Raw genomic sequence first — 12,934 nt, forward strand, 5'->3', positions numbered from 1 at the left:
GCGCCACCCGCGTGTCGCCGCTGTCACCAATCTCGAAACCGTGGGTTAGCCACTCATGCACCGGGACGGGTGCCCAGGCCCATGGCCTGTCGGGCGAACCAGCGTTTGGCCGGGGGCAGCAGGTCGAGGCCGAGCAAACCGATATTCCGGCCCAGAGCGACCAACGGTTGAGAGCTGCCAAACAAGCGGGTGACCTGATCGGAGAAGCCGATAGTCAGTTGCTGATCCAGCCGCTGCCGCTCCCGATAGGCCTGCAAGGTCGCGAAGTCGCCCGGCGCGCTCTCGCTGGCCAGCAAGGCATCGGCCAATGCCTGGGCATCACGCAGCGACAAGTTGTAACCCTGGCCGGCGATCGGATGCAGGCTGTGGGCGGCATTGCCCAGAATCGTCAGATGTGGGCGAACCTGTTCTTCGGCCTCCACCAGCGTCAATGGATAAAGGTGCCGCGCGCCAACCTGTTTGAGGGTACCCAGGCGATAGCCGAAAACGCCCTGCAACTCGCTGAGAAAGCTGCGTTCATCCAGGCTCGCCAGACGCTTGGCGTCCATGCCGATGCGAGTCCAGACCAGCGCACAGCGGTTATCCGGAAGTGGCAGCAAGGCCATCGGCCCGTCATCGGTAAAGCGTTCGAACGCCACGCCGTTATGGGACTCGCTCGGAGTAATGTTGGCGATCAGCGCGCTCTGGTTGTACGGACGCTGTTTGACACCGATCCCCAGTTGCTCGCGCAGCCCCGAACGGCCGCCATCGGCTAAAACGGCCAGATCGCAGTCGAGGGTGGTTTCATCATTGAGGGTCAGGCGGTAGCCATCTTCAAGTGGCTCCATTCCCGTGACTTCGGCAGGGCAGTGCCAACTGATCACGTCCTTGTCCAGACCTTGCCAGAGGCATTGGCCGAGCCAGGCGTTTTCCACCACATAACCGAGCGCCGGAACGCCCTCCTCCATGGCTGACAACCGCGCGGTGGAAAACCGCCCGCGATCGGAGACATGGATCTGTTTGATCGGCTCGGCACGCCGGGAAATTTCCTGCCACAGGCCCAACCGTTGATAAATTTGCCGGGCGCCGTATGACAGTGCCGAGGAGCGGGCGTCATAACTCGGTTGAAAGCTGTCGCCGGGCGCAAAAGGTTCGATCAGCACGATCTTCCAGCCGCGGGCTTTGGCTCCCGCCTGCAAGGCCAACGCCAGACTGGCGCCGACCAGGCCGCCACCGATGATTGCCAGATTGACTCGACTCATGCCGCCTGAACCCGGGCAGCCGCCATCAGGGCTTCAATCTCGGCCACCGTTTTGGGCACGCCTTTGGTCAGAATTTCACAGCCTTGTCTGGTCACCACCACGTCATCCTCGATGCGCACGCCAATGCCGCGCCATTTCTTCGCTACATTCTGATTGTCCGGCGCAATGTAGATGCCCGGCTCGACCGTCAGCGCCATGCCGACTTCCAGCACCCGCCATTCGCCGCCGACCTTGTACTCGCCGACGTCATGCACATCCATCCCCAGCCAGTGACCGGCGCGATGCATGTAAAACGCCTTGTAGGCTTCGCTGGCGATCAGCTCGTCGACGTCACCCTGCAACAAACCAAGGTCCACCAGGCCCGCGGTAATTACCCGAACCGTGGCTTCATGGGCCTGGTTCCAGTGCTTGTTCGGAGCGATTTGGGCAAACGCGGCCTCCTGGGCAGCCAGCACCAACTCGTAGATCGTCTTCTGCTCAGGGGAAAACTTGCCGCTGACCGGCCAGGTCCGGGTGATATCACTGGCGTAGCAGTCGATCTCGCAGCCGGCATCGATCAACACCAGATCGCCATCCTTGAGCAGGGCATCGTTCTGCTGATAATGCAGGATGCAACTGTTGCGCCCCGAGGCAACGATCGAGCCATACGCCGGCATTTTCGCCCCGCCCTTTCGGAACTCGTAGTCCAGCTCCGCTTCCAGGCTGAACTCAAACAACCCGGCACGGCTGGCCTGCATCGCCCGAACATGCGCCTGAGCAGAAATCCGCGCGGCTTCGCGCATCACCTTCACTTCTGCCGCCGATTTATACAGACGCATGTCATGCAGCAGATGATCCAGAGCAACGAATTCGTTCGGTGGCTGGGCGCCGAGGTGCGCTTTAGAGCGGATTACATTGATCCAGTCCATCAGGTGGCGGTCGAATTCGGGATTGCTGCCCATGGCCGAATAGACCCGGTCGCGGCCTTCGATCAGGCCCGGCAGGATGTCGTCGATGTCAGTGATCGGAAAGGCGTCATCGGCGCCGAAGTCGCGGATCGCGCCTTCCTGCCCGGCGCGCAAGCCGTCCCATAACTCACGTTCGGCGTTGCGCTCACGGCAGAACAGCAGGTATTCGCCATGTACACGCCCTGGCATCAGGACCAGCACTGCCTGAGGTTCGGGGAAACCGCTGAGGTACTGGAAATCGCTGTCCTGACGGTAGACGTGCTCGACATCACGGTTGCGAATCGCCACGGCCGCGGCTGGCAGAATCGCGATGCTGTTGGGTTCCATCTGCGCCATCAGCGCCTTGCGGCGCCGGCTGTATTCCGATTTCGGGATATGAATCATGGGCAGATGGATTTCCCTGGCAAACAATTAGTGCAGTGAAGGCTTGGCAACCGGTTCAACCGTTTTTTTGATCTCGGTGAACAGCAGCAATGGCGCGACTCGCAGATACTCCATGACTTCCATGTAGTCACTTTCACCGTCGTCGGATTCTTCCAGGGCGTCTTGCACTTGGGCAATGGCCGCGAGATCCTGCAAGACTTCCGTGGCTTCAGCGCTCAAGGCATTGTCACGGTAGGTCAGACCGAAGCCGGCGAGGAAACCCTGGCACCACTGGCCGAGGGCCTCGGCACGCTCGGCCAGCGGCGCGTCATCGGATGGCAACAGCAGCACAACGGTCATGTCGTCACTGGTCAGTTCGCCTTTGACCATCTCCTGCAGGCCGATCAAGGCGTTGCGGACGTTGTCTTGTGGCTCGCCTTCAAGCAGTTCGGCAGCATCCGCCAGCCAGCTGTCGGCTTCAAAACCGGCGCCGGCGCAGCTGCGCCCCAGCAACAGGCCATGCAATTCGGCAGGCGAGACAGGATGGCCGCTGGTGTTGAGCAGGGTGGCGAAGGCGTGATACGGAGAATTCTGAATGGGCATGGGCTGCTAGGCGCCAAGCGGCGCAATGTCTAGAATGAAGGCCTTGTATCGTAGCATCGGCAGACGCGCCAAGACTATCGAGGGCGCCAACTCGTTTGCCTAGGGTCTGTTGACACGTGGTTCGTTACCTCGCGTCAACGGCCCTAGCCAGTGCCATTCATCAGACAAATCCAGTGGAACCCAATGGAAGACACCGACCTGCAAGCGCTGATGGCCAGACTCGAACTGCTAATTACCAGGGTCGAGCAACTAAAGACCCAGAACGCACTCTTATTAGCTCAGGAAAAGTCCTGGCGCGAGGAGCGTGCGCACCTCATTGAAAAGAACGAAATCGCCCGGCGTAAGGTCGAATCCATGATTTCGCGCCTCAAGGCCCTGGAGCAAGACTCATGAGTTCAAACAATAGCGTTACCGTGCAGATCCTCGACAAAGAGTATTCGATCATCTGCCCCCAGGAAGAGCGCAGCAATCTGGTGAGCGCCGCCCGCTATCTGGACGGAAAGATGCGCGAAATCCGCAGCAGCGGCAAAGTCATCGGCGCCGATCGCATTGCGGTGATGGCTGCGCTGAACATCACCCATGACCTGCTGCATAACCAGGAACGCTCGGAGGTGCAGGCCAGCGGTTCGACCCGCGAGCAGGTACGTGACCTGCTGGAACGTGTCGATTTGGTGCTCGCCACTGATACGGATGTCACCAAGGGCTGATTCCTGTGGGTGGTTGCGGTATACTCGCGCCACTCCCTGGGGTGCTTGCCAGTTGGCGATGTCCCTGAGCCGATTCGCACTACCCTGGAGGTTGCACGTTGGGCCGGTGTGCATGTCCGCTAGACGGAAAGCCTTAAGGCCTACTGCATCTTCCACCTTGAACTTTCGGGTTCAAGGGCTAAGTCGACAGCGGTTCATCCGGGGAGCCTGAATTCCTGCCCATTGCCAGTTTCTGCAAACTGGCAATGGCTTTTAACGAGTACGCCACCCTGCCGCGCTCGATTCTGATCAGCCCACAGCCATGACCGAACCTGCGCCGCTTTCCCGCCCGCAACTTCGCAGCATGCTGCGCAAAGCCCGTCGGGCGCTGACGCCTTGCGAACAACGCGAAGCGGCCCGCGGACTTTACCGCCAACTGGCACAGCACCCGCTGTTTCGCCGGGCCAGACACATATCGCTGTATCTACCCAACGACGGTGAAATCGATCCGGGTCTGTTGCTGCGTGCGGCGCAGCGTCGGGGCAAGATTACCTACCTGCCGGTGCTCAGCGCCTGGCCGAGCACCAGGATGGTGTTCCAGCGTATTCGTCCCGGAGACAAGTTTCGGCCCAACCGCTTCGGCATTCCCGAGCCACGATTCAACACAGCCCGGCAACGCAAGGTCTGGGCGCTGGATCTGGTGTTGTTACCGCTGGTGGGTTTTGATGACGCCGGTGGTCGTCTGGGCATGGGCGGTGGCTTCTACGACCGCAGCCTGGCCTATCTGGCGCGCCGCAAAACCTGGCGCAAGCCGACGCTACTGGGACTGGCCCATGAATGTCAGAAAGTCGCAAGACTGGATCAGGCGAGCTGGGATGTACCGCTGCAAGGAACGGTCACGGATAAGCAGTGGTATTTCGCCGGGTAGACGCCACTGGAGTCAGCGGCGTCCGGTAATCACTGTCAATGCTTGATGGGTTGCTGCTGCGTCGCTACGGCAATCGGTGCCTCGATCTGGGGCGACCACAGACTCTGCGCATAACCCGTGGTCACGACGCCCAAACCGAACAAAATAACCAAAATCCATAGTAAATCCGGTTTGCGTTTCATCGATTGCCCCCCTTCAGGCAAATCACACGCGATGACAGCAGCGGTTTTTTATAGGCCGTGCAGCAGCGTCAAGCTAAGAAGGCCGGCATTCTGCGGTAACGTGAACCGACACGCAAATGCTGGCGTCAACCGACTGTCGGTTTGTCATAAAATTGCCGGACAACCTGTCCACTCCCCCTCCAGGAGCAAAAACGATGGCCTATTGGCTAATGAAATCCGAGCCGGAAGAACTCTCGATCAAGGACCTGGAGGCCCTCGGGGAAGCGCGCTGGGACGGTGTGCGCAATTACCAGGCACGCAACTTTCTGCGGGCCATGGCGACAGGCGATGAGTTTTTCTTCTATCACTCCAGCTGCCCCGAGCCGGGTATTGCCGGCATCGGGCGCATTGCCCAGGCAGCTTATCCGGACCCGACCGCACTGGAACCGGAAAGCGTGTATTTCGATCCGAAAGCCAACGCAGAGAAGAATCCGTGGAGCGCGATAAACGTCGCCCATGTCGAAACCTTCCCTAAAGTGCTTGGGCTGGGTTACCTGAAACAGCAAACCGCGCTGGCCGAGTTGCCTCTTGTACACAAAGGCAGTCGGCTGTCAGTGATGCCGGTGACAGGCGAGCAATGGGCGGCGGTTTTGGCGTTGCGCTAGAAAGTACTCGGCTGCTTGTACTGGCCTCATCGCGAGCAAGCTCGCGATAGCGTCCGCCCAGACACTGAAAACCCTATTGAATAATCAGGTTATTGAACAACAGATCCTCGACCATCGGCTTGCCGGTTTCGTCGCTCATCACCTGCTGGGTCTGCTTCAAGGCTTCCTGGCGGAGCTTTTCCTTGGCTTCGACGTTACTCATGGCCTCGGTGGTTTGCTGGGAAAACAGCGCCACCAACTGATTGCGGATCAAGGGTTGATTGGCCTTTACCGCCTGGGCCGCCTCATCACCGGTCACCCGCAAGGCCACATCGGCCTTGAACACCTTGAGTTTCGGGCTGCCATCCAGGCCATAGTTCCCAACGAAGGGCGGGCTCAGGTTGATGTAGCTGACTTTCGGTACCGTCGCCTCTTTGGCTTCTTCGGCCATCGCTGCCATTGGCAGAGACAGGGCCAGCATCAACATGGTCCACGCTTTCACAGTTCGCTCCTTATCCGGTTTGCGCCATAGCATAGCTATCGGCCTGCGCGAGCCCAAGCACAAAGCTTATGGCTGGCTATCAGGGCGGGGCATGCTCGTTGACCGCTTGACTCACACACCTACACTTATCGGCCACCACTCCCAAAGGAATAGCCCCGATGAAAGCCGTGCTGTGCAAAGCCTTCGGCCCTGCCGAATCGCTGGTGCTGGAAGAAGTCGCCAGTCCTCAAGCGAAGAAGAACGAGATCCTGCTGGACGTGCATGCCGCCGGGGTGAATTTCCCCGACACGCTGATTATCGAGGGCAAGTACCAGTTCAAGCCGCCCTTCCCGTTTTCCCCCGGCGGTGAAGCGGCTGGCGTGGTCAGCGCGGTGGGCGAAAAGGTCAGCCACCTCAAGGTCGGCGATCGGGTGATGGCGCTCACCGGCTGGGGCAGCTTTGCCGAACAGGTCGCAGTGCCCGGCTATAACGTGTTGCCGATTCCCGCGGCCATGGACTTCAACACCGCCGCCGCATTCAGCATGACCTACGGCACCTCGATGCACGCGCTGAAACAACGCGGCAATCTGCAACCCGGTGAAACCCTGCTGGTGCTCGGCGCTTGCGGAGGAGTCGGTCTGGCCGCCGTGGAAATCGGCAAAGCCATGGGCGCCCGGGTTATCGCTGCCGCCAGCAGCGCCGAGAAGCTCGCCGTGGCCAAGGCCGCCGGGGCCGATGAGCTGATCAACTACAGCGAAATCAGTCTGAAAGACGAGATCAAACGTCTCACCGACGGCCAGGGCGCCGACGTGATCTACGACCCGGTCGGCGGCGACCTGTTCGACCAGGCCATCCGCGCCATCGCCTGGAACGGTCGCCTGCTGGTGGTCGGTTTCGCCAGCGGGCGCATCCCGGAACTGCCGGTCAACCTGGCGTTGCTCAAAGGTGCAGCGGTAGTCGGCGTGTTCTGGGGTTCGTTCGCCCAGCGCCAGCCCCAGGACAACACAGCGAACTTCCAGCAATTGTTTGGGTGGTTTGCAGAGGGCAAGTTGAAGCCGCTGGTGTCGCAGGTGTATCCGTTGGTTGAAGCGGCCCAAGCCATCAATGTTCTCGGCCAGCGCAAGGCGGTCGGGAAGGTGGTGGTGCAAGTACGCTGAATTTGCGCAAACGGTCTGAACGTTCGATGACGTCGTTCAGACCGCGGTAACGCTTTTCATAGACCACCACTACAGCAATTTGCGGATTTCCTCCGGCAGGAAACGCACATATCTGGAGGTAGGACTGGTGCTGCAACGCCTCACAATTGTCGGAACACTTTTATTCAGCCGGGCGATCAATGCCAGACGTTCTGCATCCGGTAATTGCGTCGAGTGAAACGCGTTCGACAGATACGCTCGGGTGTAATGGAACGCAGGCATATCGACCCACGATGACTCCGGGTAATGAAGCGCGGCCTCACTAAAGTCTCGGCATTTCCACTTCTTGATCGATTTGTTGAAGTGAATGGGTAAATCCAGGTCGAGTCGAAAATCCATCGGCGCGACAACCTCCACTTCGGCGGGGTTGTCGCTATCGACCGTCCACGGCCTGAAGCGCCACTGGCTCACGGCGGCCAAGGCGGCCTCGGCCAGTTGTGGATGAGAGTTCTCCAGCGTCTTCACCTTGCTGATGGAGCCATCGGCATTGGCGGTGAACGCAACCCGGACGACACCCGTGACGCCTTTCCTGAACAACTCTGCAGGATAATCCGGCTTGGGGGTGTGCTCTGGAATCAGGAAAACCTCCGCCGCCGCGCTATCGATAAAAATACAAAATCCTAAAACAAACCCAAGCCAACCCTGCATAACCGCCACCCTTCGCGCCTTTGCTGCCAAACCTGGCAGCGGTGGTAAAGGTTAAAGCCGCATGGCGATACAGCAAATGCCATGGCTTCTCATTTGAGTGAAGGAAATTTCCCAACGGCAAACCCCTTGCTGCCCTTAAGCCTTCTAAAACCGACAGAGTGGTAACACTTCCTACACTGCCCTCCTCTTACACCTGAGCGACATGTTCGTAAAAGAACATGCAATCCCCCTGATTTCCATTGTTTCGCGGATGATAAGCGGTGCTATTTTCGGTAACGAAACTGTAACATTCGCATCCGCAGTCAAAACAAGAAATCTGGAGCCTTTGAATGTTTGCTTTCTTTCGTCCTGCCGCACATCAGGCTCCATTGCCTGAAGAAAAAATAGACAGCACCTACCGCCGCTTGCGCTGGCAGATCTTCGCCGGGATTTTCATCGGCTATGCGGGTTATTACCTGCTGCGCAAGAACTTCTCCCTGGCCATGCCGTACCTGATCGATGAAGGCTATACCCGTGGCCAGCTGGGGCTGGCGATGTCGGCGATTGCCATCGCCTACGGCTTGTCCAAGTTCCTCATGGGCCTGGTGTCCGACCGGTCCAACCCGCGCTACTTCCTGCCATTCGGCTTGTTGGTATCGTCCGGGGTGATGTTTGTTTTCGGGTTCGCGCCTTGGGCAACGTCCAGCGTGACCATGATGTTTATTCTGTTATTCATCAACGGCTGGGCTCAGGGCATGGGCTGGCCACCGAGTGGCCGAACCATGGTGCACTGGTGGTCGCAGAAGGAACGCGGCGGCGTGGTGTCGGTATGGAACGTTGCGCATAACGTCGGCGGCGGGCTGATCGGCCCGCTGTTCTTGCTCGGCATGGGCTTGTTCAACGACTGGCATGCGGCGTTTTATGTGCCGGCGGCCGTCGCCTTGCTGGTGGCAGTGTTCGCTTTTATTACCATGCGCGACACCCCGCAATCGGTCGGCCTGCCGCCAATCGAGAAGTACAAGAACGATTATCCGGAAGGCTACGATGCCAGCCACGAAGACGAATTCAGCGCCAAGGACATCTTCGTCAAATACGTGCTGCGCAACAAAATGCTCTGGTACATCGCCATGGCCAACGTCTTTGTCTACTTGCTGCGCTATGGCGTGCTGGACTGGGCGCCGACCTACCTCAAGGAAGCCAAAGGCTTCACCGTGGATAAAACTTCCTGGGCCTACTTCTTCTACGAATGGGCAGGGATCCCCGGCACGCTGCTGTGCGGCTGGATGTCGGACAAGGTTTTCCGTGGCAACCGCGGCCTGACCGGCATGGTGTTCATGGCGCTGGTGACTGTGGCAACCCTGGTGTACTGGCTCAACCCGGCGGGCAATCCAATGGTCGACATGATCGCGCTGTTCTCCATCGGCTTCCTGATCTACGGCCCGGTAATGTTGATCGGCCTGCAGGCTTTGGAGCTGGCACCGAAGAAAGCCGCGGGTACCGCTGCCGGCTTCACCGGCCTGTTCGGTTATCTGGGTGGTTCCGTCGCGGCCAGTGCAGCCATGGGCTACACCGTGGACCATTTTGGCTGGGATGGCGGATTTGTGCTGCTGGTCAGTGCCTGCCTGTTGGCCATGGCCTTCCTGGCGCCGACCTTGTGGCACAAGCAAATCGCCAGTCAGAGCCGCGAAGCGATCGCCTGATCCGCCGTTGATTTGCAGCGTTTGAGCCGCGCCTCCAGATTCCGGTCTGGCATGGCGTGACTACGCAGGGCGCTGGCGGTCTGCTCGACATAATCGCGGGTGGTGCCATAACGTCCGCTAGCGCTTTCGAACACCTGGCTCAGCACATGATCCGGCAAATTGCCGGCATAGCTGGGCAGGTGCCGTTCCAACACAAATCCCAAGGCCTGAACCTGACTTCCGTCCTCGAGACGGCAGTTGAGCCAGTGTGGGCGATAGGACGGGAAAGGCATCTCGCGCTGCCACAGGGCGTAGAGCGACACGTCCAGCTGATCTTCCGGCAATCGATAGGCGAAGCCACTGCAAGAGCCGCCACGATCCAGACCGAATACCAGCCCTGGCATTTCCGGAGTGCCGCGGTGCTCATGAGACCACAGGTACAAGCCACGGTGATAACCATGCACGCGCCCGCGTACCCGTTCGACCGCCGAGCATTCAGGACGCCAGATCAATGAGCCGTAGGCAAACAACCAGACCGCCCCCCCCTTGTGCCGGCGCATGGTGGCCTGCATCGAGCTCATTAACTGTTCGTGAGTGAGCTGCGGTCCCAGATCGAGCCGCGGCGGGTAAGGCGGATGCAAAAAAGCAGGTTCGATGGCTGTCATGGCGAATAGCGTTCAGCTCCTCGCGTAATAAGAGTTACTTAATAGAACGCGCCGCTGTAACCCTGAGGCACATAGATTTCAACGCAAGTTGAGTGCCAATCACTTCGCGAACGACTGCATATACCCTAACGGTATTTATCCTTTGTGGATAAATACCGATGGGCTATATAAGGAGTTATATGGGCATTGGCGACCGAGCTGAATCAAGATTGCGGATCAAAATCGCGGATCAAGATCGAGGCGCGTATGCAAAGACATCCGCGCGCATCTGATGCGCATCCATTCCAGCGTTGACCAACGCGTCCAGGGTGCCATAGACCATAGCCGGCGAGCCGCTGGCATACACATGCACCGACTTCAGATCGTCGATGTCCTCGCAGACCGCCTCATGCAACATGCCGCAACGCCCTTCCCAGCCACACAGATCGCTGACGACTTTGTGCAGGAACAGATTGGGCAACCTATCCCACTCATCCCAGTGCTCGATTTCATAGAAATCTTCCGGCCGCCGTACGCCCCAATACAGATGCACCGGGTGTTTGAAGCCCTCGGACCGGCAATGCTCTATCAGGCTATGGATCTGTCCCATCCCGGTGCCAGCGGCGATCAGCACCAATGGGCCGTCCGGCAGTTCAGCCAGGTGCGTATCGCCAAACGGCATCTCGATCCGCACCATGGCGTTGCGCTGCAGCTGCTCGATCAGACTCAGCGCACTGCTTTCGCGCGCCAGCACGTGGATTTCCAGATCCCGTCCGGAATGCGGCGCGGAGGCCAGCGAGAAAGCGGATTTTTCGCCATTCTCACGTTCGATCATCAGGTACTGGCCGGCGTGATAGCGCGGCGGCTTGCCGGCGGGCGCCCGTAGTCGAACCCGCCAGGTATCACCGCCGACTTCAATGCATTGAGTGATCTGACACGAGAAACTGCGCACCGGCAATTCTCCCAGCGCGAGCACGCCATCCCACAGCACGATGCAGTCTTCCAGCGGCTCTGCTATGCAAGTGTAGAACTCGCCGTGATCACGAACATCACCAGCCTGTTCGACCCGCCCTTCAACCAGCAGCGCACCACACACATGGCAATTGCCATTGCGGCAGCTCTGCGGGCATTCATAGCCCAGGCGCCGTGCCGCATCGAGAATCCGCTCGCCGGGCAATATCTCAAGCACTGCTCCGGACGGCTGCAAGGTTACACGCATCAATCTATTCCTAACTGATTCCAGATGGCATCGACCCGGCGGGTGACCGCCTCATCCTTGACGATAACCCGGCCCCACTCGCGAGTGGTCTCACCGGGCCATTTATGCGTGGCATCGAGCCCCATCTTCGACCCCAGGCCGGAAACCGGCGAAGCGAAGTCGAGGTAGTCGATCGGCGTGTTGTCGATCATCACCGTATCGCGCTTGGGGTCCATGCGCGTGGTGATAGCCCAGATCACGTCGTTCCAGTCGCGGGCGTTGATATCGTCATCAGTGACAATAACGAACTTGGTGTACATGAACTGTCGCAAAAACGACCAGACACCGAGCATTACCCGCTTCGCATGGCCAGGATACTGCTTCTTCATGGTGACGATGGCCATGCGGTACGAGCAACCTTCCGGTGGCAAGTAGAAGTCGGTGATCTCGGGGAACTGCTTCTGCAGGATCGGCACGAACACTTCGTTCAGCGCCACGCCAAGAATCGCCGGCTCATCCGGTGGACGACCTGTGTAGGTGCTGTGGTAGATCGGTTTGATTCGATGGGTGATGCGCTCGACGGTGAACACCGGGAAGCTGTCGACTTCGTTGTAGTAGCCGGTGTGGTCACCATACGGACCTTCGTCAGCCATCTCGCCAGGGTGGATCACGCCTTCCAGAATGATCTCGGCGGTCGCCGGGACTTGCAGGTCGTTGCCACGGCACTTCACCAGCTCGGTACGGTTGCCGCGCAGCAGACCCGCGAAGGCGTACTCCGAGAGGCTGTCCGGCACCGGCGTGACCGCACCGAGAATGGTCGCAGGATCCGCCCCCAGCGCCACGGAAACCGGGAATGGCTGGCCCGGATGCTTCTCGCACCACTCACGGTAGTCCAGCGCGCCGCCACGATGGCTCAACCAGCGCATGATGACTTTGTTGCGCCCTATGACCTGCTGGCGATAAATGCCGAGATTCTGCCGGTCCTTGTTCGGGCCTTTGGTGACTGTCAGGCCCCAGGTGATCAGCGGGCCGACATCGCCTGGCCAGCAGGTCTGCACTGGCAACATGGCCAGATCGACGTCATCCCCTTCGATGACCACTTCCTGGCAGACCGCGTCTTTGACAACCTTCGGCGCCATGGCAATGATCTTGCGAAAGATCGGCAGCTTCGACCAGGCATCCTTCAAGCCTTTCGGCGGCTCCGGCTCTTTCAGGAAGGCCAGCAGCTTGCCGATTTCCCGCAGCTCGCTGACCGCTTCGGCGCCCATGCCCAAGGCAACACGGTGGGGTGTACCGAACAGGTTGCCGAGTACCGGAATGTCATAACCCGTTGGCTTTTCGAACAGCAGGGCCGGACCTTTGGCGCGCAAGGTGCGGTCGCAGACCTCGGTCATTTCCAGCACTGGGGACACCGGTACCTGGATGCGCTTGAGTTCACCGCGCTGTTCCAGACCGCTGATAAAGTCGCGCAAGTCGCGATACTGCATGCATGAGCCTCGTTTTGGCCGTGGCGTTCGGGGGCATGAGTTTAGCGCC

15 protein-coding genes and 1 other RNA gene are annotated in these 12,934 nt (G+C 59.3%); 7 read left to right on the plus strand and 9 right to left on the minus strand.

What is annotated here, in order from left to right:
- Window positions 1-53: 53 nt before the first annotated feature.
- Genes ubiH through AC3IUA_RS29405 form a run of 3 tightly spaced genes read right to left on the minus strand, consistent with a single transcriptional unit; the run spans window position 54 to window position 3,154 of the window.
- Window positions 54-1,241 (minus strand): 2-octaprenyl-6-methoxyphenyl hydroxylase, encoded by a 1,188-nt coding sequence (gene ubiH / locus AC3IUA_RS29395; RefSeq protein ID WP_489358280.1) that lies wholly within the window; start codon window positions 1,239-1,241, stop codon window positions 54-56.
- Window positions 1,238-2,572, minus strand: coding sequence for a Xaa-Pro aminopeptidase (gene pepP / locus AC3IUA_RS29400; protein WP_489358281.1), 1,335 nt, complete (start codon window positions 2,570-2,572; stop codon window positions 1,238-1,240). Before pepP ends, ubiH begins: the two co-directional genes overlap by 4 nt.
- Before the next feature lie 27 nt (window positions 2,573-2,599).
- Window positions 2,600-3,154 (minus strand): YecA/YgfB family protein, encoded by a 555-nt coding sequence (locus tag AC3IUA_RS29405; RefSeq protein WP_489358282.1) that lies wholly within the window; start codon window positions 3,152-3,154, stop codon window positions 2,600-2,602.
- Window positions 3,155-3,337: 183 nt separating this feature from the next.
- Between AC3IUA_RS29405 and AC3IUA_RS29410 the strand changes: the two genes are divergently transcribed.
- The 4 genes from AC3IUA_RS29410 (at window position 3,338) to AC3IUA_RS29425 (ending at window position 4,768) form a co-directional block, all read left to right on the plus strand.
- Window positions 3,338-3,547 (plus strand): TIGR02449 family protein, encoded by a 210-nt coding sequence (locus tag AC3IUA_RS29410; RefSeq protein ID WP_489358283.1) that lies wholly within the window; start codon window positions 3,338-3,340, stop codon window positions 3,545-3,547.
- Complete coding sequence (locus AC3IUA_RS29415) at window positions 3,544-3,861, plus strand: cell division protein ZapA (protein WP_150806133.1); 318 nt, start codon at window positions 3,544-3,546, stop codon at window positions 3,859-3,861. Before AC3IUA_RS29410 ends, AC3IUA_RS29415 begins: the two co-directional genes overlap by 4 nt.
- 30 nt (window positions 3,862-3,891) lie before the next feature.
- Window positions 3,892-4,070: non-coding RNA, 6S RNA (gene ssrS / locus AC3IUA_RS29420), on the plus strand.
- 92 nt (window positions 4,071-4,162) lie between these two features.
- Window positions 4,163-4,768, plus strand: a complete 606-nt coding sequence (locus tag AC3IUA_RS29425; protein ID WP_489358284.1) for a 5-formyltetrahydrofolate cyclo-ligase — start codon at window positions 4,163-4,165, stop codon at window positions 4,766-4,768.
- 35 nt (window positions 4,769-4,803) lie between these two features.
- Here AC3IUA_RS29425 and AC3IUA_RS29430 read toward each other — a convergent pair whose 3' ends face one another.
- Window positions 4,804-4,950, minus strand: coding sequence for a hypothetical protein (locus tag AC3IUA_RS29430; RefSeq protein ID WP_489358285.1), 147 nt, complete (start codon window positions 4,948-4,950; stop codon window positions 4,804-4,806).
- Window positions 4,951-5,144: 194 nt separating this feature from the next.
- Here AC3IUA_RS29430 and AC3IUA_RS29435 point away from each other — a divergent pair, with 194 nt between their 5' ends.
- Complete coding sequence (locus AC3IUA_RS29435; RefSeq protein ID WP_489358286.1) at window positions 5,145-5,594, plus strand: EVE domain-containing protein; 450 nt, start codon at window positions 5,145-5,147, stop codon at window positions 5,592-5,594.
- A 73-nt stretch (window positions 5,595-5,667) separates the two neighbouring features.
- Here the strand turns inward: AC3IUA_RS29435 and AC3IUA_RS29440 are convergent, their stop codons facing one another.
- Window positions 5,668-6,075 carry a flagellar basal body-associated protein FliL gene (locus AC3IUA_RS29440; protein ID WP_489358287.1) on the minus strand — a complete coding sequence of 136 codons (408 nt, stop codon included), beginning with the start codon at window positions 6,073-6,075 and terminating at the stop codon, window positions 5,668-5,670.
- 158 nt (window positions 6,076-6,233) lie between these two features.
- Between AC3IUA_RS29440 and AC3IUA_RS29445 the strand changes: the two genes are divergently transcribed.
- Window positions 6,234-7,211 carry an NADPH:quinone oxidoreductase family protein gene (locus tag AC3IUA_RS29445; protein ID WP_489358288.1) on the plus strand — a complete coding sequence of 326 codons (978 nt, stop codon included), beginning with the start codon at window positions 6,234-6,236 and terminating at the stop codon, window positions 7,209-7,211.
- 69 nt (window positions 7,212-7,280) lie between these two features.
- Here the strand turns inward: AC3IUA_RS29445 and AC3IUA_RS29450 are convergent, their stop codons facing one another.
- A complete protein-coding gene (locus tag AC3IUA_RS29450) occupies window positions 7,281-7,898 on the minus strand; it encodes an energy transducer TonB (RefSeq protein ID WP_489358289.1) in 618 nt (205 codons plus the stop codon).
- 329 nt (window positions 7,899-8,227) lie between these two features.
- Here AC3IUA_RS29450 and glpT point away from each other — a divergent pair, with 329 nt between their 5' ends.
- A complete protein-coding gene (gene glpT / locus AC3IUA_RS29455) occupies window positions 8,228-9,577 on the plus strand; it encodes a glycerol-3-phosphate transporter (RefSeq protein WP_489358290.1) in 1,350 nt (449 codons plus the stop codon).
- On the opposite strand, the gene AC3IUA_RS29460 is transcribed toward glpT, so the two are convergent.
- The 3 genes from AC3IUA_RS29460 to ubiD all read right to left on the minus strand — a co-directional run bounded on the left by AC3IUA_RS29460 (window position 9,553) and on the right by ubiD (window position 12,885).
- Window positions 9,553-10,221, minus strand: coding sequence for a gamma-glutamylcyclotransferase (locus AC3IUA_RS29460; RefSeq protein ID WP_489358291.1), 669 nt, complete (start codon window positions 10,219-10,221; stop codon window positions 9,553-9,555). The two genes, glpT and AC3IUA_RS29460, sit on opposite strands and share 25 nt — an antisense overlap.
- A 229-nt stretch (window positions 10,222-10,450) precedes the next feature.
- Window positions 10,451-11,419: a CDP-6-deoxy-delta-3,4-glucoseen reductase gene (locus AC3IUA_RS29465; RefSeq protein WP_489358292.1), complete on the minus strand. Its 969-nt coding sequence runs from the start codon at window positions 11,417-11,419 to the stop codon at window positions 10,451-10,453.
- On the minus strand, window positions 11,419-12,885 hold the full coding sequence (gene ubiD / locus AC3IUA_RS29470; protein ID WP_489358294.1) for a 4-hydroxy-3-polyprenylbenzoate decarboxylase: 1,467 nt from the start codon (window positions 12,883-12,885) through the stop codon (window positions 11,419-11,421). Before ubiD ends, AC3IUA_RS29465 begins: the two co-directional genes overlap by 1 nt.
- Window positions 12,886-12,934: the final 49 nt, after the last annotated feature.

The organism is Pseudomonas sp. KH_050 (assembly GCF_057838875.1).